The following is a 20,648-nucleotide window of genomic DNA, read 5'->3' as shown; positions in this document are numbered from 1 at the left end:
GGCCCCGCCATGGCCGCTCAGCCCCAGCCCGCCGCCCCCGCCCCGGCGGCCGGACGACCCGCCGGACGCGACGGGACCGCCGACGGCACCGGCCCGGGCCTGCGCGAGCGCAAGAAGCAGCAGACCCGGGACGCCCTGATCGAGGCCGCCCACCGGCTCTTCCTGAGCCAGGGCTTCACCCGGACGACCGTGGACGAGATCGCCGCCGCCGTCGACGTCTCCCAGCGGACCTTCTTCCGCTACTTCGCCAACAAGGACGAGGTCGCGCTCGCCGTCCTGGCCGACGCCGAGGACTACTTCATCGACCAGCTGCGCCGGCGCCCCGCCGAGGAGAACCCGATCCAGGCGCTGCGGGCCGCCATCGTGGAGTCCTGGCGCGAGCTCGGCTCCCCGCTGCACACCGGCCCGGGCTCGGTCACCAGCGCGCTGGAGCTGATCGCGATGATCGAGGAGTCGCCCACCCTGCTCGCCGCCCACCTGTGCCGGGTCACCGAGCAGGAACGGGTGGTGGCCCAGGTGATCGCCGCCCGCGAGGGACTGGATCCGGCCGAGGACCTGCGCCCCACGGTGGTCGCCGCGGTCTTCGGCAGCGTGCTGCGCGCGGCCCACCTTTCCTGGACCGCCGACCAGGAGGAGTCCGGCCCGGACGGCATGATCGCCCTGATCGGTCGTTACTTCGACCAGCTGGGGCCGGCGTTGGCCGGCGACTGGCGCAGCTGAGGCCCCGTGTCATACCGGGGTACTACGGCCGGATCCAGCCCCTGGTAGCACGCCGCGGCTCCCCGCCCCGCCTACGCTGACGGGATGATCGATCCGACCACCGAACCGGCCCGGGGCGGCGGCCGGCCGCCCGCCGTGCCCGCCCTGCTGGCACTGCTCGCCCCGCTCACCCGCCCCTCCGCCGACCACACCCCGCTGCTGGCCCACGTCTCCCGCCCCTGGATCCGCTACCTGCCCTACGTCTTCGCGGTGGCGGCGATCTCCTCGCTGCTGCCCAGCTCGATCAACGTCCTCAGCAGCGACTACGGGCTCAACGGCGGCCTGGCCGCGGGGCTCGCCGTCGCGCAGACCGTGCCGCTGCTGCTGGCGGTGAGCCGCCCGCTGCCCGCCTGGTGGATCATCGGCGGCGCCGAACTGCTCACCTCCCTGCTGATCCTCACCACCGGGAGGGAGACCTCCTCCGTCTGGCCCTGGCCCGCCACCAGCCTGGTGGGCTACCTCTTCCTGATGCTGCCGCTCGCACTCCGCGAACCCCGGCGCACCCTGGTCTCCGTCTGGCTGGTCACCGGTGCCACCAGCCTCCTGCTGTCGGCGATCGCCGGCAGCCGGTTCGGCGGCGACAACACCCTGCTGCTGGCGGCCCTCTCCGGTGTCGTGCTGGTACTCGGCGGGGCCCTGCGGGAACGGGCCGAGGCCCAACGGCTGCTCGCCGAGCAGGAGCACATCAGCGAGGCCGAGCGCGAGCGGCGCACCCTGCTGGAGGAACGCGCCCGGATCGCCCGTGAGCTGCACGACGTGGTCGCCCACCACATGTCGGTGATCGCCGTGCAGGCGGCCAGCGCCCCGTACCGGATTCCCGAGGTCCCGGCGGCGGCCGCCGAGGAGTTCTCCGCCGTCGCCGGCACCGCCCGCGAGTCGCTCGCCGAGATGCGGCGGCTGCTGGGCGTGCTGCGCAGCGAGGAGTCGGCCGCCGAGAAGGCTCCGCAGCCGGGGGTCGGGCAACTGGCCCAGCTGGTCGAGACGGTGGGGCGGGCCGGGGTGCCGGCCGAGCTGGTCACGCCGCCCCAGCTGGCCGGCACCCTTCCCCCGGCGGTCGACCTCTCCGTCTACCGGATCGTGCAGGAGGCGCTGGCCAACGTCGTGCGGCACGCGCCGGGCGCCCAGACGTGGGTCTCGCTGGCCGTCGACGACCAGGGCCTGAAGGTCACCGTGGTGAACGGCGCCCCGCCGGCGCGCACCGAGTCGCTGGAGGCCTCGGCCGAGGGGACCGGCCAGGGCCTTGTCGGAATGCGCGAACGCGTACGGCTGCTGGATGGCAGGCTGGACACCGGCCCGCTGCCCGACGGCGGCTTCAAGGTGGCCGCCGTCCTGCCGCTCGACACCCCCGGGGGGAAACCCGCATGACCATCCGCGTGATCATCGTCGACGACCAGGCGATGGTGAGGGCCGGCTTCGCCGCCCTGCTGAACGCCCAGAGCGACATCGACGTGGTCGGCGACGCGGCGGACGGCGCGCAGGCCCTGGAGGTGAGCGGCGCCTCCCACCCCGACGTGGTGCTGATGGACGTCCGGATGCCCGGCATGGACGGCCTGGAGGCGGCCCGCCGGCTGCTCGACCCGGCCGTCCCCGGCGCCCACCGCCCGAAGGTGCTGATGCTCACCACCTTCGACGTGGACGACTACGTGTACGAGGCGCTGCGTGCCGGGGCGAGCGGCTTCCTGCTCAAGGACGCGCCCCCGGCCGACCTCATCGCCGCCGTCCGGGTCGTCGCGGCCGGCGAGGCGCTGCTCGCCCCCTCGGTGACGCGCCGGCTCATCGAGGAGTTCGCCCGGAACAAGCCGGCCAGGCGCCGCGACCCCAAGGTGCGGCTCAACGGCCTGACCCCGCGGGAGACGGAGGTCCTGGAGCTGATCGCCCGCGGCCTCTCCAACCAGGAGATCGCCGCCGGGCTGGTGCTCGCCGAACAGACCGTCAAGACCCACATCGGCCGCATCCTCGCCAAGCTCGGCCTGCGCGACCGCGCCCAGGCGGTGGTCCTCGCCTACGAGTCCGGACTGGTGACGCCGGGCCAGTGAACCAGGTCGTGTGATACCCGGGTAGTACCCGGGAGTTGGCCCCGCGGTGTGACGAACGCGGGGCCGTCGTATTTCTACCTTCCTCTCCGTCGAGACCGAACGGACGAGGAGAGAACGAGATGCGGCAGCCGCGCACCCACCACAGGCCCCGGCGGTTCCGGCGGGCGGTCGCCGCCGCCGCGGTGGCGCTGGCCGCCGTCCTGGGCGCGGGCGGCTGGTCCGCCGACACCCAGCAGGCGGTCACCGGGCCGCCGCCCGGCAGCGCGGCCTGGGTCGCGGACACCACCCTGGGCCTGCGGCTGCCCGACCCGGCGACCGCCTCCCCCGCCGAGGTCGCCGCCTTCTTCGAGCGGCTGCCCGCCGCCCAGCAGGACGCGCTCGCCGTCCGCCACCCGCTGGTGACCGGCAACCTGGACGGCGCCCCCGTCCGGCTCCGCTACCGGGCCAACGCGCTGGCGCTGGCCGGGGAGCGCGAGCGCCAGCTGGCCCGCGCCGCCGACCCGGCACTCACCCCGCAGGACCACGCCGCCGCCCGCGACCGCGCCGAGCGCTACCGCACGCTGCTGGACGGCGGCCGGCAGATCCTCGCCTTCGACCCGCGCGGCCGCGGCCAGGTCGCCGAGGTCTACGGCGACCTGGCCACCGCCCGCCGGACGGCCGTGATCGTCCCCGGATCCGACGTCGACCTGCACGACTACGACCGGCAGGGCGACCCGTACGGCGCCCCGGCCGGGATGGCCCGGGCCCTGTACGAGGCCACCGGCCGGGAGAGCGCCGTGATCGCCTGGGCCGGCTACACCACCCCGGTCGGCGTCGGCCCGGACGCCGCCACCGAGACGCTCGCCCACGCCGGGGCGCAGCGGCTGTCCCGGCTGCTCGACGGCCTCGCCGTCTCCTCCGCCCCCGCGGCACCCGCCACCGTGTTCTGCCACAGCTACGGCTCGGTGGTCTGCGGGCTGGCCGGGCTCGGACCGCAGCAGACCTCCGGCGTGGTGGTGCTCGGCTCCCCCGGGATGGGCGTCGGCTCCGCGGCCGAGCTCGATCCCCGGGTGCCGCTCTGGGCCGTCGAGCGCAACGGCTCCGACTGGATCGGCAACGTGCCCAACGTCTCGCTCCTGGGCCTCGGCCACGGCGCCGACCCGACCGCCCCCGGCTTCGGCGCCCGCCCGCTCCCGGCCACCGGATCCCACGGCCACGCCGGCTACCTCGTCCCCGGCACCGCCTCGTTGGCGGCCTGCGCCGCCGTCGCCCTCGGCCGCTGACGCCGCCGCACCCGCCGCACCCGCTGCCGCCGCTGCAACCGGCGAGGCCGCGCAACACCGACGCGGCCCACCCCGCACCACACCGCCACACCCGCCACCCCCGCCGCCCCGCACCGCCCCGCGAACGGAGACCCGCCATGGCCCACCCCCTCACCGCCCTGCGCCGCGCCGCCGACCAGATCGACGCCCGCACCCCCGAGACCCGCGACCGCGCCCTGGACGGCCTGCGCGCACTCGCCCTGCTCGCGGTGCCGTTCGGGCACTGGATGCTCGGCGGCTTCACCCTCTCCGCCGACGGCGCGCTGCACAACGCCAGCCCGCTCGGCTCGCTCGGCTTCCTCGCCCCGGCCAGCTGGGTGCTCCAGATGCTCGGCGTCTTCTTCCTCGTCGGCGGCCACTCCTCGGTCCGCTCGCTGGAACGGGCCCGGGCCAAGGGAGGCGGGTACGCGGGCTGGCTGCGCGGCCGCGCCGTCCGGCTGCTGCGCCCGGTGCTCGGGGTGACGGCCGTCTGGGCGCTGCTGATCCCGGTGCTGGACCGGCTCGGCGTCCCGGGCGACACCGTCCGGACCGGCTCGGTGCTGGTGGTCCAGCCGCTCTGGTACATCGGCGTCTACCTGGGGCTGACCGCGCTCACCCCGCTCTGCGTCGCCGCCGCCCGGCGGCTGCGCGGCTGGTCGGCCGGGATCCTGCCCGCCGTGGTCGCCGTGGTCGACCTGCTCCGGTACGGCCCCTGGGCCGAGGCGGTGCCGTCCTGGGTCGGGCTGCTGAACATCCTGCCGGGCTGGCTCTTCGGCTACCAGCTGGGCGTGCTCTGGGCGCGGGGGCGGCTCGGCCGTCCGGCGGCGCGACTGCTGCTGTTCGGCGGCGGCGCGCTGTTCGCCGTGCTGCTGCTGGTCTTCCACTACCCGGCGAGCATGGTCGGCGTGCCCGGCGCCGAGCGGACCAACTCGCACCCGCCGTCCCTGCTGGTGCTGGCGCTGGCCGCGCTGCAGTGCGGCGCCGCGGTGCTGCTGCGCGAACGGCTCGGCCGGCTGCTGAAGCGCCGTCCGCTGCTCTGGCTCCCGGTGGTGGTGGTCAACCTCTCGGCGATGACGATCTTCTGCTGGCACCAGAGCGCGATGCTCGCCGTCGCCGTTCCCGGCGCGGCCGCCCTCGGCACGGTGCCCGGGCTGACCGGCGCCCCCGACTCGCTCGGCTGGGTGGCCGCCCGGCTGGCGCTGCTTCCGCTGTTCGGCGCCGTGCTGGTCGGCATCGGATGGTTCACCCGCCGCTTCGACGGCCCGTGGACGGCGTTCTCCCGCAGCTGGAAGGCGGCGGCCGGCGCCGCGGCCGCGCTGTTCGCCGCGTACGCGCTGGGCGTGGTCTGATCGGGCGCCCGGCGACGGGGACTGACGGGGCGTGAGCCGTTCGGGCGCACGCCCCGTTCGCATGCGACACGCACCCGCCAAAGCGGTCCACCCGCATGCGAACCACCACGCGCTGTGATGTCCTGTGACGGTCGGCGACCGCCCGCGCGCCCGCGTCCTCCCACGGCCCGTCCGCGCCGCACCCGCCGGTCCTCCCACGACATCCCCTCGCTAGGAGTCCCATGTCCCTGTCCCCACCGCGGCCACGGCACCGGTCGCGGGCCGGCCGCCGGCTGTCCGCCGTCGCCACCGCCGTCGTCTGCGCGCTCACCACCGGCACCGTCCTGGCCGCCGCCGCGCCCGCCGTCGCCCTCGTGCCCGGCCACGGCGCCGACGACACCGCCCCGCACGTCACCTCCCCCCGGGTGCAGGCCGAGATCCGGGACGACGAGGTCGCCGCGCTCGGCCAGGAGCACGCCGAGGAACACGCCCGCATGCGCGCCGCCATCCGCGGCATCGGCGACTACCCGCAGACGACCCGGACCAACCGGCTGAAGGCGCTGACGGACTCCCAGACCACCACCAACGCCGGCTTCGACCCGACCGTCTTCGGCACGTTCAACGAGTACTTCCCCTCGCCCGACTTCGGCGACCACATCGCGCTGCTGCCGACCGGCAAGGTGCTGCTGTTCTCCTTCGAACGCATCGAGACCAACCCGGAGAAGGAGCCCGCGCCGACCCAGACCACCGGCAAGGAGAACGCCGGCCGGGCCTTCCTCTGGGACCCCGCCAAGGGCAGCGGCCCCGACGCGTACAAGAAGGTCACCCCGCCGGTCGTCGACATGCCCGACGGCCTGAACGAGCCCCGGCCCGCGCCGTTCTTCTGCTCCGGCCACTCGTTCCTGCCCAACGGCATGCTCGGCGTCTTCGGCGGCAACCTCGGCGGCAACGGCGGCACCGGTGCCAAGCTGTCGCTGGTCTTCGACCCGTGGACCGAGACCTGGACGCGCAACCCTGACATGTCGGTCGGCCGCTGGTACCCGTCCGTGGTGACCGGCGCCGACGGCCGGCAGCTGATCATGTCCGGCCAGTCCGAGCTCGGCTGGGGCACCCCGACCCCGGTGGTGGAGCGGTTCCCCGCCAAGGGCTACCCGGTGCCCACGCTCAAGAGCGAGATCCCGAAGAACACCCCGGTGGACCGGTTCAAGGCGGACGCCCCGTTCTCCCTGGACTACCCGCACCTGTTCTCGCTGAACGACGGCAACATCTACGGCTTCGGCCGCCAGGCCAACGAGCAGTGGAAGTTCGACCCGGTCGCCGAGTCCCGCAGCGACCTGGCCGCCCGCCCGGACGGCCGCAAGCGCAACTACGGCTCGGCCGTCATGCTGCCCGGCGGCGTCTACGGCCCGGACTCCGCGCTGGTCCTCGGCGGCGACCGGGACAACCCGAGCACCCTGCGCTTCTCCAACGGCAGCTGGACCGCCGAGAAGTCCCGCGCGTTCGGCCGCACCCAGGACGACACCATCCTGCTTCCCGACGGCAAGCTGATGACCGTCAACGGCGCGTACGACATCCGCGACTACGGCAACGGCCCCTACAACCCGAACGCCGACCTCAAGTACCGCCAGATCGAGCTGCGCGACGCCCAGGGCAACTGGAAGCTCGGCCCGGTCCAGCGGCTGCCGCGCGGCTACCACTCCAACGCCGTGGTCCTGCCGGACGGGCGCGTCATGGTGACCGGCGACGAGCTCCAGCAGCTCGCCAACAACCCGGACATCGACGGCACGGTGAGCGGCGTGCCCGGCACGACCGGCCCGATCAACATGAACGGCACCATCGAGATCTACGAACCGGCCTACCTGCACCAGGGCAACCGCCCCTCGCTCGACCGGGCCCCGACCACCCCGGTCGGCTTCGACAAGAAGTTCCTGGTCACCACCTCGACCCCGGAGCGGGCCGCCAAGGCCGTCCTGCTGGCACCGACCACCTCCACCCACTCGGTCAACACCAGCCAGCGCCACGTCGAACTGCGGATCAGCAGCCGGGCCGGCAACCGCCTGGAGTTGCAGGCCCCGCCGGACGCCAAGGCCGCGCCGCCCGGCTGGTACATGCTCTTCCTGCTCAACGACCAGGGCGTGCCCAGCGTCGCGCAGTGGGTGCAGCTCAGCTCCTCGGCCTGATCCCCCAGCCCTTCCCCACCCGGAGAAAACCCATGGCAACAGACCTGAGACTGCGCGAGAGCGACGAGATCCAGGGCGACATCATCGCCGGCTTCAAGAAGGACAACGTCAGCCTGCTCTTCCTGAAGTTCGAGGACCCGAACCAGGCCCGCGACTGGCTGCGGCAGCTGGCCCCCCAGATCGCCACCACCCGCCAGGTCGCCGCGTTCAACGAGGCGTTCAGCGAGGCCCGCAAGTCCTCGGGCGGCGACGATCCCAAGGGGCTGAAGGCCACCTGGTTCGGCGTCAGCCTCACCTACGAGGGCATGCGCGTGCTCTCCGCCACCGACCCGTTCGAGAAGGCCCCGCCGACCGGCAGCGGCCTGGAGGCGTTCAAGGAGGGCTCGGCCAAGCGGGCCGGCGCGCTCGGCGACACCGGGGACAACTCCCCGGAGAACTGGCTGTTCGGCAACGGCAGGAACCAGCCGGTGCACGCCGTGCTGACGATCGCCTCGGACACCGAGCAGGACCTCGTGGCCGCCGTCACCGCCCAGCGCGAGGCGGCCGCCGCGGCCAAGATCGTCACCATCTTCCAGCAGAACGCGAAGACCCTGCTCGGCAGCCGCCGCGGCAAGGAGCACTTCGGCTTCAAGGACGGCATCAGCGAGCCCGGTGTCCGCTTCTTCGACCGGCCGAACCCGGACAACCCGGAGGAGGTGGACGGCCACCCCGGCACCCGGATCATCCCGGCCGGCGAGTTCGTCGTCGGCGAGGAGCCGGCCCCCGGCAGCTTCACCGACTACCCCGACTGGGCGCGCAACGGCTCCTTCCAGGTCGTCCGCCGCCTGGCCCAGGACGTCCCCGGTTGGTGGGCCCAGGTCTCCGTCAAGCTGAAGGAGCTCAAGCGGGCCAAGGCCGTCCCGGACACCGCCACCGACGAGTGGCTGGCCGCCCGGCTGGTCGGCCGCTGGCGCTCCGGCGCCCCGGTCTGCAAGCACCAGGACCGGGACGTCCCGAACGACCCGAAGGCCTCGTCCGACAACAACTTCGACTTCCGGGACGACCTGGAGGGCCTGGTCACCCCGCTCTGGTCGCACCTGCGCAAGTCCAGCCCGCGCGCCGGGCTGCAGGCGCCCAACCCGAGCGTGCCACCACTCGACGCCAAGGACCTCGACGGCCGGCGGATCATGCGCCGCGGCGCACCGTACGGGCAGCCGTTCGACCCGGCCTCGGAGGGCCCGGGCGGGCCCGACGACCCGCGCGGCCTGCTCTTCGTCTGCTACCAGGCCAACATCCAGGCGCAGTTCGAGTTCATCCAGGCCGACTGGATCGACCAGCCGGACTTCCCGCCCGGCCGCAACCCGCAGCCCGGCAAGGACCCGGTCATCACCGAGGCCGACAACGTCGACTTCGAGAGCCGCGGCCCGGACGGCGCGATCAGGCACACCCCGCTCAGCTTCCAGCAGTTCGTCCAGACCCAGGGCTCGGTGTACGCGTTCGCGCCGTCCATCAGCACCCTCAAGGCGCTCGCCGACGGCCGGCTCACCGGCCGGTCGCAGGGTCAGCAGGGCGGCCAGACCAAGCCGCAGACCGGCAAGGCGTACCCGGCCGACGAGTTCCTCACCGTCCCGGACCAGTGGCGCACGGGCGGGCAGACCCAGTTCTGGGCCTGCCACGGCGACCAGTACCGGAAGATCTCGGTCGCCGACGGCTCCTCGCACACCGACCGCACGGTCAAGGGCGACAGCAGGCTGAGCGCCCTGCCCTGCTTCCAGGGCGTCGGCCGGATCGACTGCGTGCTGCCCATGCCCGACCTGCAGAACCCGGGCGGCAAGAGCTGGTCCTGGGTGTTCCACTCGACCGGCGGCAAGCAGCAGTACCGGTCCGTCTCGATCACCTGCGGCGGCAGCCACACGGGCACGCTGGAGCGGCCGGACCGCGACCTCACCGCCTGGAACTCGCTGAACGGCGTCGAGCGGGTGGACTGCTTCCTCCCGGTGCCCGACCAGCAGCGGGTCGGCGGCAAGAGCTGGTACTGGGTGTTCCACACCAGCGGCGGCCGCCAGCGCTACCGGCTGATCTCGGTGGCCGACGGCGCGGCCCACGCCGACGTGTGCGAGCGCACGGACCGCGAGCTCTCCCAGTGGAGCTCGCTGAACGGCATCAGCAGGGTCGACTGCTTCCTCCCGGTGCCCGACCGCCAGCGGGTCGGCGGAAAGAGCGAGTACTGGGTGTTCCACGGCGAGGACTACCGCAAGATCTCGGTGGCCGACGGCAGCGGCCACCAGGACCGCGTGGTCAACGACGACCGCTCGTGCAGCGGGTGGGACTCACTGCTCTGACGGCCCGTCCGACAGGGCGCCCCGGTGCGCGCGTACCGCCGCGCCCTGTCGGACCCTTGCCCTACGCTGCCGCCATGGTGACCTTCGACGAGTTCCGCGCGATGGCGCTCGCCCTGCCCGAGGCCGAACAGCAGCCCACCTGGGAGATCGAGACCCTGCGGGTCCGTACGAAGATCTTCGCGATGGGCTCGCCGGACGGCGGGACCATCAGCGTCAAGGCCTCCCGGGAGGACCAGGCCGAGCTGCTGGCGGCCGAGCCCGAGGTGTTCTCCTACCCCAAGTACGTCGGACGGCACGGCTGGGTCGGCGTCCGGCTCGACCTGGTCGACCCGGAGGAGCTGCGGGACCTGCTGACCGAGGCCTGGCGGCTGGCCGCGCCGAAGCGGATGGTCAGGGAGTTCGACGCCGGCACCGCGGGGTGACGCCCCGTGACGCCGGCCGGATACCTCCGGTTCATGTGATCCATCCCACAGTTTACGGCGGCCCGGCTTTCCGCCCGGCGCCCTAGGCTGGCCCAGGAAGTTGGCAGTCGAAGTTGGCAGGCGTACCACCTCCGGGCCCCGCCCGCGGAACGGTCACGGGCCCCTAGGAGTTGACGCGATGCGCCGTCGGCGGTGGAAGCGTGTAATGATCGGCGCCTTCGCGGGGTGCGCCGTCCTCGCCGATGCCGGCGCCGCCGCGGCCCAGGCCGCCGCCTCCACCGAGCAGCTCGCGATCTCCACACCCCCGGCCGGCAGCACCGCCTGGGTCCAGGACCACTCCTTCGGCCGCACCCTGCCCAGCCCGGCCACCACCACGCCGGCCGCCGCCGCCGAGTTCTTCGACTCGCTGGCACCCACCGAGCTGGACCGGCTGATCCGGGACTACCCGCTGGTGGTCGGCAACTTCGACGGCGCCCCGGTCGACCTGCGCTACCGCGCCAACCGGATCGCGCTCGCCGCCGAACGCGACCGCGCCCGGGCCCGCGCCGCCGACCGGAACCTCGACTCCGACCTGCGGGCGCTCGCCGTCTCCCGGGCCAACGACGTCGACCACCTGCTCGCCCCCGGGCGGCAGGTCCTCGCCTTCGACCCGCGCGGCCGCGGCCTGGTCACCGAGGTCTGGGGCGACCTCGCCGACGCCGACCGGATCTCCGTCGTCGTCCCCGGCTCGGACGCCGACCTCGGCCACTTCGACCAGGCCGTCGAACCGCTGCGCTCCCCCGCCGGGATGGCCCGCGCCCTGTACGCGGAGCAGCGGCGGCAGTCGCCCGCCACCCGCACCGCGGTGATCGCCTGGACCGGCTACGTCACGCCCTCCGGCCTCGGCCCGGACGCCGTCACCTCCCGGCTCGCCGACGTCGGCGCGCCCCGGCTGGAGCGGCTGCTCGCCGGGCTGAAGGAGACCACCCGCCCGGACACGCCGCCGTCCCTGCTCTGCCACTCCTACGGTTCGGTGGTCTGCGGCAACGCCGCCCCCGAGATCCCGCGGGCGGCGGCGTCCCCGTCGGACACCTCCGGCGTCACCGACCTCATGGTGTTCGGCAGCCCCGGCATGGGCGTGCAGAGCACCACCGAGCTGGGCACCGGCGTCCACGTCTGGGCCACCCGCAACGGCAGCGACTGGATCGGCAACGTGCCCTACCTGGAGGTCGGCGGGCTCGGCCACGGCGCCGACCCGACCTCGGCCGACTTCGGCGCCGAGCAGATCTCCTCGGCGCGCTCCTCCGGCCACAACGGCTACTTCGCCGAGGGCACCGACAGCCTGCGCAACTTCGCGGCCATCTCGCTCGGCCACTACCAGGACGTCGTCCGCCCGGCCCCGGACGCCTGACACCTGACGGACGGGCGCCTGATGACGGGCGCCTGACGACGGGCGCCCGGGCCCGGCCCGCCGGAGCCGGTCTAGTCCCGGTAGAGCCGGGCCGCCTCGGCGGCCGCGCGGGCCAGCTCCCGGCGGGCCGCCTGCGGCGAGAGCACCTCGGCGTCCCCGCCGAAGGAGAGCAGCGCGCGGACGGACGGCAGTGACTGGAACCCCATCGCCAGCTCGACCCACTCCTCGGGGGCCCCGCCGCCCGCGTCGGCCGGCGGGGGTGCGGCGAGCCGGGAGCCGTGGATCCGGACGAACATGTCCAGCCGCCCGCGCCGCACCCGGACCTTCACCGCCAGCTCCTTCGGCAGCCGCTCCACCTGCTCGCGCAGCACCGTCCAGGCCTCGGCGAGCCCCACCCCCGGACGGCGGCGCACCGGCTCCTCGGCGGTCTCGGCGGCGAGCACCCGCTCGGCCCGGAACAGCCGGGGCTCGCCGTGCAGATCGGCCACCAGGTACCAGACCGACGCCTTGAAGACCAGGCCGTACGGGTCGACGGTGTACTCGACCGGGTCCGGCGTGCCGCTGTGCCGGTAGCGCAGCCGCAGCCGGCGGTCGGCGAAGACGGCGTGCTGGAGCTCGCCGAGGTCCGTTCCGGCGGCGGCGGAGCCGGGCTGGAGCCAGCGGGCCGGGTCGACCAGGACGCGCTCGCTGATCCGCTCGGCCGCCGGGCGGTGCGGGGCGGGCAGCGCGGCCATCACCTTGCGCAGCGCCGAGCCGAGCGCGCCGTCCAGCCCGAGGTCGCTGTGCACGCACTGGGCGGAGAGCACGAACAGGGCGCGCGCCTCGTCCGAGGTCAGCCCGCTGACGTCGGTCCGGTAGCCGGGCAGCAGCGCTATCCCGCCGTGCCGGCCGCGTTCGGTGTAGACCGGGACGCCGGACGCGGAGAGCGCCTCCACATCGCGGTAGATGGTGCGGACCGACACCTCCAGGCGGTCGGCCAGTTCGGTGGCGGACACCCGGCCGCGGGTCTGGAGCAGCAGCAGTATCGAGAGCAGGCGGTCGGCCTTCATGCCGGAAGGATCCCAGAAACCCTGACGGCGGTTGTCAGGTTTTACCGGGAGATTGCCTCCGACGGACAAACACCTTCCGCACCAATGGAGCTGACCCCGTATGGACACCACCCAGGACCCCCGCCAGCCGTACCTGCTCGCGCTCGGCCAGCTGGAGAAGCTGATCGGCGAGGTGACGCCGGAGACGCTGGGGCGGCCCACCCCGTGTACCGAGTACGACCTGCGGCAGCTGCTCGGCCACGTGGTCGGCGGCATGCACCGGCTCGCCTACATCGGCGAGGGGGGCCGGGCCGAGGACGTCCCCGCGGCCACCGGCGATCTGGCCGACGACGCCTGGCCGGCCGCGTTCGACCGGGCCCGCGCCCGGGTGACCGCCGCCTGGGCCGACGACGCCAAGCTGGACCGCCCCTCCTTCGCCCCCTGGGGCGAGGTGCCCGGCCGGGCCGCCGTCGGCGGCTACGTGATGGAGGCGGTCACCCACTCCTGGGACATCGCGCGGACCCTGGGCAGCGGCCTCGCCCTGGACGAGCGGCTGGCCGAGGGCGCCCTGGCCGCCGCCACGGCCATCCTGCCGGCCGAGAACCGCGGCGGCCCGGTCCCGTTCGGCCCGGTCCGGCCCGCCCCGGCGGACGCCGACGCGACCACCCGGCTGGCGGCCTGGCTGGGCCGCGAGGTCTGAGACCGCCCACGCCCGCCGGGAGCCCGCTTCCCGTGCTCCCGGCGGGCGTCCGTCACTCCCGGCCGACCGAGGTGAAGGACATGTCCGGGTAGCGGTCGCCGGTCACCCGGCCGGCGACCGGCTCCAGCGCGGCCAGCTCGTCGGCGCCGAGCCGCAGGGTCGCGGCGGCGGTGTTCTCGGCGAGCCGGGTGCGCTTGCGGGTGCCGGGGATCGGGATCACCGTCAGCCCGTGCACCTCGGCGCGCTGGTGGACCCAGGCGAGCGCCACCTGGGCGATGGTGACCCCGCGGGCCTCGGCGATGGAGCGGAGCGGGTCGAGCAGCGTGGCGTTGGCCGCGGCGTTGGCACCCGTGAACCGGGGCTGGGTGCGCCGCACGTCGTCCGCGGCCAGCTCCTCGGCCGCGCCGAACGAGCCGGTCAGGAAGCCGCGCCCGAGCGGCGAGTACGGCACGAAGGCGACGCCCAGCTCGGCCGCGGCCGGCACCGCCGAGCGCTCGACGTCCCGGGCGAAGACCGACCACTCGGACTGCAGGGCGGCGATCGGGTGCACGGCGTGCGCCTCGCGCAGCTCGGCCCCGGTCACCTCGGAGAGCCCGAGGTGGCGCACCTTGCCGGCCTTCACCAGTTCGGCCATGGCACCCACCGACTCGGCGAGCGGCACGGCCGGGTCCCGGCGGTGCATGTAGTAGAGGTCGATCACGTCCACGCCGAGGCGGCGCAGCGAGGCGTCCACGGCGGCGTGGACGTACGCCGGGTCGTTGCGGATGCCGCGGTACGACGGGTCGTCCGCCCTGCGCTCGACGGCGAACTTGGTGGCGACGACCACGCGGTCGCGGTTGGCGCGGACGAAGGGGCCGATCAGCTCCTCGTTGCGGCCGGCCCCGTAGATGTCGGCGGTGTCGAAGAGGGTGACACCGGCGTCCAGGGCGGCGTCCAGGGTGGCGAGCGCCTCGGCGGTGTCGGTCGGACCGTAGAACTCGCTCATGCCCATGCAGCCGAGGCCCTGGACGCCGACGGCCGGACCGTCGGTGCCGAGCGGGGCGGTGGGGAGAGTGGGGAGGCTCATGCGCTCTTCTTCCTCTGCGGTCGGTCCGCCGACTCGCCGCGGTCGGCGATCTTGCCGGCGTAGAGATCGATCTTGTAGTCGAGGACGGCGAGGGTCGCGTGCAGGTCGGCGATCTGCTGCCGGACCACCTCGCGGTGCGCGACCAGCAGGTCGCGCCGGTCCTCGGAGGTCCGCTCACCCTGACGGGCCAGCTCCACGTAGCGGAGCATGTCGGCCACGGTCATGCTGGTCAGCCGCAGCCGGCCCAGGAAGGCCAGCCGGTGCAGGTCGGCGTCGCAGTAGCGGCGCTGGCCGGAGGCGGAGCGGTCGACCGGGTCGAGCAGGCCGATCCGCTCGTACCAGCGCAGGGTGTGGGCGCTCAGTCCGCTGGCCGCCGCGACCTCGCTGATGCTGTGCCGGGGAGTGCGGTCCGGCTCTCCGAGCGGCGTGTTGAACACGTCGGAACAGGTGCGCATGTCGACCTGGATCGGCGAGAGAAGTGCCATGACCGGAAACCCCCAGTGGTGAGCGGTGGTGACGACGACGCTAGTGAGTTGGAGTGCACTCGAAGCAAGCCTGCCATCCGGGTGCTCCCCCGGTGACCGCTTGCGCCGTCCCGTTAGAGTCGGGCGCATGGAGAGCTTGCGGATGATCGAGACCTGGCCCGTGCCCCACGCCGCGGCGGCGGTGGTGCGGGGTTCGGACGGCGCGGTGCTGGGCGGGCACGGCCCGCAGGACCACCTGTTCCCGCTGGCGTCGGTGACCAAGCTGCTCACCTCGTACGCCGTGCTGGTCGCGGTCGAGGAGGGCGTCTTCGAGCTGGACGACCCGGCCGGTCCTGCCGGGTCCACCGTCCGCCACCTGCTGGCGCACACCTCGGGCCTGGGCTTCGACGAGCACCGGGTGATGGCGGAGCCGGGCAACCGCCGGCTCTACTCCAACGCCGGCTTCGACGTGCTGGCGCGGACCCTCCAGGAGGCCTCGGGCATCGAGTTCGGCCGGTACGCCGCCGAGGCCGTGTTCGAGCCGCTCGGGATGGGCTCGACGCTGATCAACACCGCGCACAGGTCCCCCGCCGGTGCGGGCGGCCTCTCCACGGTGGCCGACCTCGCACTGTTCGCGGCCGAGCTCCAGTCGCCCAAGCTGCTCGACCCGTCCACCGTGCGCGCGGCCACCCGCGAGGTCGCCTTCCCGGGCACCGGCGGCGTGCTCCCGGGCTTCGGCCACCGCCGGCCGAACGACTGGGGCCTCGGCTTCGAGATCCGCGACGGCAAGACGCCGCACTGGACGGGGACCACCAACTCCCCCGCCACCTTCGGGCACTTCGGCCAGTCCGGCACCTTCCTCTGGGTGGACCCGGAGGCCGGCGTGGCCTGCATCGCGCTCACCGACCAGGACTTCGGGCCGTGGGCCGCCGAGGTCTGGCCCGTGCTCAGCGACGCGGTGCTGGCCGAACTGCGCGGCTGACCCGCGACACCCCCGCGCGTCCGTCAGCCGTACGAGACCGGCGAGTGCATCTCCCAGAGGAGCAGCTCGGCGCCGGTCTCGCCGGCGGTCGGATCGGCGAAGGCCCCGCCGGTGATCCGGACGCTGTCGCCGGGCGCCATCGAGCGCCCGCCGCCCTGCGGCCCGGGCACCGTGCGGTAGCCGAGCGAACCGGCCGTCAGGTGCGCGTAGCGCCAGGCGGCGGCCGGGAGTTCGGGCAGCGGCTGCCAGGGGCCGGCGGTGACCAGCCAGAGCGCGGCGTCGCTGCGGCGCAGCCGCAGGGCGCCGGCGCCGGCGTCCCGGTCCAGCCCGGAGGCAAGCAGCGTCAACCCGCCGTCCGCCGGTTCCACCCGGCGCAGCCCGTACGCCGGGTCCGCGTCGAACACGTCCGGCTGGAGCCACATCTGCACGAAGCGCACCGGCCCCGGCGCGCCGCCGACGTTGCGCTCGGTGTGGGTGACGCCGGAGCCCGCGCTCAGGTGCTGCAGCATGCCCGGGCGCACGACGCCGCCGTGGCCGTGGGAGTCCCGGTGGGCCAGCGCGCCCTCCAGCACCCAGGTGAGGATCTCGGTGTCCCGGTGCCGGTGCTCGTCGAACCCGGCGCCGGGGGCGAGCAGCTCCTCGTTGCACGCGAGCAGCGCGCCGAAGTGCGTGTTCTTCGGGTCGTAGTGGCCGGAGAAGGAGAACGCGTGCCTGGTCTCGACGCCCTCGGCCGGGGTGGAGAGGTAGCGCTCGGCGGTGCGGCGCAGGTCGGCGCGGGGGCGGGCGGGGGCGTCGGTCACGGGTCCACCGTAGTGGGTGTGACGGCCGCCACCGTGCCGCTCCGCCGGGGGCTGTGCACGAGCAGTCACTCCGGTGAGGCAGTCTTGTCCTTGTGCCAGCCGCTTCAGCGAACTCCAAGAGCGATCCCACCACCGGGCCCGGCCAGAACGGAAAGGGTCCGGCCCCGGGGGCCGGCCGCGACCGGCCGGGCCGCGCGGCGCCGCGCCTGACCGCGCAGGAGCGCAGACTCGCCGCCGAGCGGGCCGAGCGCCGGGCCGCGACGCTCAAGCGGCTGGAGAAGTCCTCCGGGAAACTGGCCACCGCCGCGATCGCGCGGATGGACGACCAGCTCGGCTGGTACCGGCGGATGCCGCCGGAGCACCGCTCCTGGATCGGTCTGGTCGCCCAGGCCGGCATCGCCGCCTTCACCGAGTGGTACCGCCATCCGGACGCCCCGCAGGCGATCTCCACCGACGTCTTCGGCACCGCGCCGCGCGAGCTGACCAGGGCGATCACCCTGCGCCAGACCGTCGAGCTGATCCGCACCACGATCGAGGTGATGGAGGAGGCCATCGAGGAGGTCGCCGCCCCCGGCGACGAGGCGGACATGCGCGAGTCCGTGCTGGTCTACGCCCGCGAGATCGCCTTCGCCACCGCCCAGGTGTACGCCCAGGCGGCCGAGGCGCGCGGCGCCTGGGACGCCCGGCTGGAGGCGCTGGTCGTCAACTCGCTGCTCTCCGGCGACGCCGACGAGGGCGTGCTCTCCCGGGCCGCCGCGCTCGGCTGGGGCCAGCCGAGCCAGGTCCGGGTGGTGATGGGCAGCGCCCCGGACGGCGACAGCGAACTGGTGGTCGAGGCGATCCGCCGGGCCGCCCGGCACGCCAAGCTGCACGTGCTGACCGGGGTGCTGGGCAAGCGCCTGGTGGTGGTGGTCGGTGGCGACAAGGAGCCGGTGCACGCGGCCCGGGCGCTGATCGGCCAGTTCGCCCCCGGCCCGGTGGTGGTCGGCCCGACCGTGCCCGACCTGCTGTCGGCGACCCGCTCGGCGCACGCCGCCGCGGCCGGCCTGCGGGCCTGCGCGGCGTGGCCTGACGCGCCCCGCCCGGTGCTCGCCGACGACCTGCTGCCGGAGCGGGCGCTCGCCGGTGACCAGGCGGCCCGTCGTCAGCTGGTGGAGGAGATCTACACACCGCTGGACGAAGCCGGCTCGGCGCTGCTGGAAACCCTGAGTGTCTACCTGGAACAGGCCTCCTCGTTGGAGGGAGCGGCCCGGATGCTCTTCGTCCACCCCAACACGGTGCGCTACCGGCTCCGACGTGTGACGGACGTCACGGGCTACGCTCCCTCCGACGTACGTTCGGCGTTCACACTGCGCATCGCACTGGCGCTGGGACGACTCACGGCGGCCGGGGAGCCCAGTTGAACCCGATGTAGGGAACTTACAATCCCGGATGCTTTTCTTCGTTACCGTCGCCTACCCGCCCGCGGGCGTCCGGCGAGAGAGGGTTGAACCGTGCTCGTAATCGTCGCCCCTGGACAGGGTGCCCAGACCCCCGGTTTCCTCAGCCCCTGGCTGGAGCTCGACGGTGTCGCCGACCGGCTTCGCGGCTGGTCGGAGGTCGCCGGGCTCGACCTGGTGCACGCCGGTACCCAGGCGTCCGCCGAGGAGATCAAGGACACCGCCGTCGCCCAGCCGCTGCTGGTCGCCGCCGGTCTGGTGACCGCCCGAGAGCTGTTCCCCGACGAGGACCGCGCCCGTGCGCTGGTCGGCGCCGTGGCCGGCCACAGCGTCGGCGAGATCACCGCCGCCGCCGGCGCCGGTGTCCTCTCCGCCCACGACGCGCTGACGTTCGTCCGCGAGCGCAGCCTGGCGATGGCCGAGGCCGCCGCGGCCACCGAGACCGGCATGATCGCCGTCCTCGGCGGCGAGCCGGAGGCCGTCTCCGCCAAGCTCGCCGAGCACGGCCTGACCGCCGCCAACAACAACGGCGGCGGCCAGATCGTCGCGGCCGGCACGCTGGCGCAGCTGGAGGCCCTGCAGGCCGACCCGCCGGCCGGCTCCCGGCTGATCGCGCTCAAGGTCGCCGGCGCCTTCCACACCTCGCACATGGCGCCCGGCGTCGAGCGGCTGGCCAAGCTGGCCCCGACCCTGCCGGTCTCCGACCCGAAGGTCGCCTACGTCTCGAACCAGGACGGCCAGGTCGTGGCGTCCGGTACCGAGGTGCTGGACCGGCTGGTGTCGCAGGTCTCCAACCCGGTCCGCTGGGACCTCTGCATGGAGACCCTGCGCGAGCTGGGCGCGACCGCCGTCATCGAGCTCGCCCCGGCGGGCACCCTCACCGGACTGGTCAAGCGCAACCTCAAGGGCGTGGCAACGCTTGCCCTCAAGACGCCCGCCGACCTGGACAAGGCCCGTGAGCTCGTCGCGGAGCACGGCGGTCAGGAGCAGCAGGCATGAGCAGAGCCCGGATCAGGCCGGTCACCGGCGCTCAGTACTCACGCATCCTCGGGGTCGGCGGCTACCGCCCGGTGCGGGTGATCCCCAACTCCGAGGTGCTGACCTGGATCGACTCCTCGGACGAGTGGATCCGCACCCGTAGCGGGATCGCCGAGCGCCGCTGGGCCGGCCCGGAGGAGACCGTCTCCGAGATGTCGGTGCAGGCCGCCGGCAAGGCGATCGCGCAGGCCGGGATCGACCCCGACCGGATCGGCGCCGTGATCGTCGCGACCGTCTCGCACCTCAAGCAGACCCCCGCGATCGCCACCGAGATCGCCGAGCGGCTGGGCTGCGGCACCGCGCCCGCCTTCGACATCTCGGCCGCCTGCGCCGGCTTCGGCTACGGCCTGGGCCTGGCCGACGGCATGGTCCGCGGCGGCAGCGCCGACTACGTGCTGGTGATCGGCGTCGAGCGGCTCAGCGACCTGACCGACCAGTCGGACCGCTCCACCGCGTTCATCTTCGGCGACGGCGCCGGCGCCGCGATCGTCGGCCCGTCCGACACGCCCGGCATCGGCAAGGTCGTCTGGGGCTCGGACGGCTCGCACAAGGACGTCATCTCGCAGACCCAGGCCTGGGACACCGCCTTCGCCAAGGAGGACGCCGTCAACGGCGCCGGCGAAGAGGTCAAGTGGCCGGCCCTGCGGATGGAGGGCCAGACGGTCTTCCGCTGGGCGGTGTGGGAGATGGCCAAGGTGGCCCAGCAGGCGCTGGACGCCGCCGGGGTCACCGCCGACCAGCTGGGCGCGTTCATCCCGCACCAGGCCAACATGCGCATCACCGATGCCATGATCAAGGCCCTCAAGCTGCCCGAGTCGGTTCCGGTCGCCCGCGACATCACCGAGACCGGCAACACCTCCGCCGCCTCCATCCCGCTGGCGATGGAGCGCATGTTGGAGAGCGGTGAGGCACGCAGCGGCGACCTCGCGCTGATCATCGGGTTCGGGGCGGGTCTGGTCTACGCCGCGGCAGTCGTTACGCTCCCCTAGGCGCGTTTCGCCCCACCCCCAAGAAAGCCTGCGTCCGTCCGCCGGGCGGCCGCATTCACCACTGAAGAGGAGCAGCCAGTATGGCTACCAAGGACGAGGTTCTGGAAGGTCTCGCCGAGATCGTCAACGAGATCGCCGGTATCCCGGCCGAGGACGTCGAGTTCGACAAGTCCTTCACCGACGACCTGGACGTCGACTCGCTCTCCATGGTCGAGGTCGTCGTGGCCGCCGAGGAGCGCTTCGACGTGAAGATCCCGGACGACGAGGTCAAGAACCTGAAGACCGTCGGCGACGCGGTGGACTACATCCTCGCCAACGCCTGAGCGTTCGACCCGATCGACGCCTGACGTCGGCCGGCTCCCCGAGCCGGCCGACCGTCCGGCCCGGCCCCCCCCCCGGGGCCCCCGCCCCGCCCCCCCCCCCCCC

19 protein-coding genes are annotated in these 20,648 nt (G+C 74.0%); 15 read left to right on the top strand and 4 right to left on the bottom strand.

Annotation, left to right across the window (positions count from 1 at the left end):
* The first annotated feature begins 9 nt into the window (after positions 1-9).
* The 9 genes from ACFC1F_RS13440 to ACFC1F_RS13400 all read left to right on the top strand — a co-directional run bounded on the left by ACFC1F_RS13440 (position 10) and on the right by ACFC1F_RS13400 (position 11,716).
* The gene (locus ACFC1F_RS13440) at positions 10-720 is read left to right on the top strand and encodes a TetR family transcriptional regulator (RefSeq protein ID WP_209413399.1); all 711 of its coding nucleotides are present in this window, start codon (positions 10-12) and stop codon (positions 718-720) included.
* Positions 721-804: 84 nt separating this feature from the next.
* On the top strand, positions 805-2,124 hold the full coding sequence (locus ACFC1F_RS13435) for a sensor histidine kinase (protein WP_376157921.1): 1,320 nt from the start codon (positions 805-807) through the stop codon (positions 2,122-2,124).
* Entirely contained in the window at positions 2,121-2,795 is a 675-nt protein-coding gene (locus ACFC1F_RS13430) for a response regulator transcription factor (RefSeq protein WP_209413397.1), read from the top strand. The genes ACFC1F_RS13435 and ACFC1F_RS13430 overlap by 4 nt, the downstream gene beginning before the upstream one ends.
* Positions 2,796-2,914: 119 nt before the next feature.
* On the top strand, positions 2,915-4,057 hold the full coding sequence (locus ACFC1F_RS13425) for an alpha/beta hydrolase (protein WP_376157919.1): 1,143 nt from the start codon (positions 2,915-2,917) through the stop codon (positions 4,055-4,057).
* Between the two features lie 137 nt (positions 4,058-4,194).
* Positions 4,195-5,424 carry an acyltransferase gene (locus ACFC1F_RS13420; protein ID WP_376157916.1) on the top strand — a complete coding sequence of 410 codons (1,230 nt, stop codon included), beginning with the start codon at positions 4,195-4,197 and terminating at the stop codon, positions 5,422-5,424.
* 221 nt (positions 5,425-5,645) lie between these two features.
* Positions 5,646-7,583: a galactose oxidase-like domain-containing protein gene (locus ACFC1F_RS13415; RefSeq protein WP_376157913.1), complete on the top strand. Its 1,938-nt coding sequence runs from the start codon at positions 5,646-5,648 to the stop codon at positions 7,581-7,583.
* 32 nt (positions 7,584-7,615) lie between these two features.
* Positions 7,616-9,904, top strand: coding sequence for a Dyp-type peroxidase (locus ACFC1F_RS13410; protein WP_376157910.1), 2,289 nt, complete (start codon positions 7,616-7,618; stop codon positions 9,902-9,904).
* Positions 9,905-9,978: 74 nt separating this feature from the next.
* Positions 9,979-10,326: an MmcQ/YjbR family DNA-binding protein gene (locus ACFC1F_RS13405; protein WP_209413393.1), complete on the top strand. Its 348-nt coding sequence runs from the start codon at positions 9,979-9,981 to the stop codon at positions 10,324-10,326.
* A 205-nt stretch (positions 10,327-10,531) separates the two neighbouring features.
* On the top strand, positions 10,532-11,716 hold the full coding sequence (locus ACFC1F_RS13400; protein ID WP_376157907.1) for an alpha/beta hydrolase: 1,185 nt from the start codon (positions 10,532-10,534) through the stop codon (positions 11,714-11,716).
* Positions 11,717-11,787: 71 nt separating this feature from the next.
* Here ACFC1F_RS13400 and ACFC1F_RS13395 read toward each other — a convergent pair whose 3' ends face one another.
* Positions 11,788-12,765, bottom strand: coding sequence for a YafY family protein (locus ACFC1F_RS13395; protein WP_209413392.1), 978 nt, complete (start codon positions 12,763-12,765; stop codon positions 11,788-11,790).
* Between the two features lie 100 nt (positions 12,766-12,865).
* On the opposite strand from ACFC1F_RS13395, the gene ACFC1F_RS13390 reads away from it, so the two are divergent.
* Positions 12,866-13,444 carry a TIGR03086 family metal-binding protein gene (locus tag ACFC1F_RS13390; RefSeq protein WP_376157905.1) on the top strand — a complete coding sequence of 193 codons (579 nt, stop codon included), beginning with the start codon at positions 12,866-12,868 and terminating at the stop codon, positions 13,442-13,444.
* A 52-nt stretch (positions 13,445-13,496) separates the two neighbouring features.
* Here ACFC1F_RS13390 and ACFC1F_RS13385 read toward each other — a convergent pair whose 3' ends face one another.
* A complete protein-coding gene (locus ACFC1F_RS13385; protein ID WP_376157902.1) occupies positions 13,497-14,510 on the bottom strand; it encodes an aldo/keto reductase in 1,014 nt (337 codons plus the stop codon).
* Positions 14,507-14,965, bottom strand: a complete 459-nt coding sequence (locus ACFC1F_RS13380) for a MerR family transcriptional regulator (protein WP_376158007.1) — start codon at positions 14,963-14,965, stop codon at positions 14,507-14,509. The genes ACFC1F_RS13385 and ACFC1F_RS13380 overlap by 4 nt, the downstream gene beginning before the upstream one ends.
* A 157-nt stretch (positions 14,966-15,122) precedes the next feature.
* Between ACFC1F_RS13380 and ACFC1F_RS13375 the strand changes: the two genes are divergently transcribed.
* The gene (locus ACFC1F_RS13375) at positions 15,123-15,956 is read left to right on the top strand and encodes a serine hydrolase domain-containing protein (protein WP_376157900.1); all 834 of its coding nucleotides are present in this window, start codon (positions 15,123-15,125) and stop codon (positions 15,954-15,956) included.
* 23 nt (positions 15,957-15,979) lie between these two features.
* Here ACFC1F_RS13375 and ACFC1F_RS13370 read toward each other — a convergent pair whose 3' ends face one another.
* Positions 15,980-16,756: a pirin family protein gene (locus ACFC1F_RS13370; RefSeq protein WP_376157896.1), complete on the bottom strand. Its 777-nt coding sequence runs from the start codon at positions 16,754-16,756 to the stop codon at positions 15,980-15,982.
* A 206-nt stretch (positions 16,757-16,962) separates the two neighbouring features.
* Between ACFC1F_RS13370 and ACFC1F_RS13365 the strand changes: the two genes are divergently transcribed.
* The 4 genes from ACFC1F_RS13365 to ACFC1F_RS13350 all read left to right on the top strand — a co-directional run bounded on the left by ACFC1F_RS13365 (position 16,963) and on the right by ACFC1F_RS13350 (position 20,545).
* Complete coding sequence (locus ACFC1F_RS13365; protein WP_148645928.1) at positions 16,963-18,159, top strand: CdaR family transcriptional regulator; 1,197 nt, start codon at positions 16,963-16,965, stop codon at positions 18,157-18,159.
* 90 nt (positions 18,160-18,249) lie between these two features.
* Positions 18,250-19,194, top strand: a complete 945-nt coding sequence (locus ACFC1F_RS13360) for an ACP S-malonyltransferase (protein WP_209413387.1) — start codon at positions 18,250-18,252, stop codon at positions 19,192-19,194.
* Positions 19,191-20,222: a beta-ketoacyl-ACP synthase III gene (locus ACFC1F_RS13355; RefSeq protein ID WP_376157893.1), complete on the top strand. Its 1,032-nt coding sequence runs from the start codon at positions 19,191-19,193 to the stop codon at positions 20,220-20,222. The genes ACFC1F_RS13360 and ACFC1F_RS13355 overlap by 4 nt, the downstream gene beginning before the upstream one ends.
* An 80-nt stretch (positions 20,223-20,302) precedes the next feature.
* Positions 20,303-20,545: an acyl carrier protein gene (locus ACFC1F_RS13350; protein ID WP_148645266.1), complete on the top strand. Its 243-nt coding sequence runs from the start codon at positions 20,303-20,305 to the stop codon at positions 20,543-20,545.
* Positions 20,546-20,648: the final 103 nt, after the last annotated feature.

This window comes from Kitasatospora sp. NPDC056181, assembly GCF_042266225.1.
Lineage (GTDB): Bacteria > Actinomycetota > Actinomycetes > Streptomycetales > Streptomycetaceae > Kitasatospora.
The sequence above is the reverse complement of the archived record's forward strand: the minus strand, read 5'-3'. Positions and strand labels throughout refer to the sequence as shown.

Excerpts from the sequence above, each read along its gene's own strand:
- ACFC1F_RS13405 (WP_209413393.1), top strand. The coding sequence starts at position 9,979 with ATGGTGACCTTCGACGAGTTCCGCGCGATGGCGCTCGCCCTGCCCGAG.
- ACFC1F_RS13425 (WP_376157919.1), top strand. The coding sequence starts at position 2,915 with ATGCGGCAGCCGCGCACCCACCACAGGCCCCGGCGGTTCCGGCGGGCG.
- ACFC1F_RS13355 (WP_376157893.1), top strand. The coding sequence starts at position 19,191 with ATGAGCAGAGCCCGGATCAGGCCGGTCACCGGCGCTCAGTACTCACGC.
- ACFC1F_RS13350 (WP_148645266.1), top strand. The coding sequence starts at position 20,303 with ATGGCTACCAAGGACGAGGTTCTGGAAGGTCTCGCCGAGATCGTCAAC.
- ACFC1F_RS13415 (WP_376157913.1), top strand. The coding sequence starts at position 5,646 with ATGTCCCTGTCCCCACCGCGGCCACGGCACCGGTCGCGGGCCGGCCGC.
- ACFC1F_RS13380 (WP_376158007.1), bottom strand. The coding sequence starts at position 14,965 with ATGCGCACCTGTTCCGACGTGTTCAACACGCCGCTCGGAGAGCCGGAC.
- ACFC1F_RS13440 (WP_209413399.1), top strand. The coding sequence starts at position 10 with ATGGCCGCTCAGCCCCAGCCCGCCGCCCCCGCCCCGGCGGCCGGACGA.
- ACFC1F_RS13375 (WP_376157900.1), top strand. The coding sequence starts at position 15,123 with ATGGAGAGCTTGCGGATGATCGAGACCTGGCCCGTGCCCCACGCCGCG.
- ACFC1F_RS13410 (WP_376157910.1), top strand. The coding sequence starts at position 7,616 with ATGGCAACAGACCTGAGACTGCGCGAGAGCGACGAGATCCAGGGCGAC.
- ACFC1F_RS13430 (WP_209413397.1), top strand. The coding sequence starts at position 2,121 with ATGACCATCCGCGTGATCATCGTCGACGACCAGGCGATGGTGAGGGCC.
- ACFC1F_RS13435 (WP_376157921.1), top strand. The coding sequence starts at position 805 with ATGATCGATCCGACCACCGAACCGGCCCGGGGCGGCGGCCGGCCGCCC.
- ACFC1F_RS13390 (WP_376157905.1), top strand. The coding sequence starts at position 12,866 with ATGGACACCACCCAGGACCCCCGCCAGCCGTACCTGCTCGCGCTCGGC.
- ACFC1F_RS13395 (WP_209413392.1), bottom strand. The coding sequence starts at position 12,765 with ATGAAGGCCGACCGCCTGCTCTCGATACTGCTGCTGCTCCAGACCCGC.
- ACFC1F_RS13400 (WP_376157907.1), top strand. The coding sequence starts at position 10,532 with ATGATCGGCGCCTTCGCGGGGTGCGCCGTCCTCGCCGATGCCGGCGCC.
- ACFC1F_RS13420 (WP_376157916.1), top strand. The coding sequence starts at position 4,195 with ATGGCCCACCCCCTCACCGCCCTGCGCCGCGCCGCCGACCAGATCGAC.
- ACFC1F_RS13385 (WP_376157902.1), bottom strand. The coding sequence starts at position 14,510 with ATGAGCCTCCCCACTCTCCCCACCGCCCCGCTCGGCACCGACGGTCCG.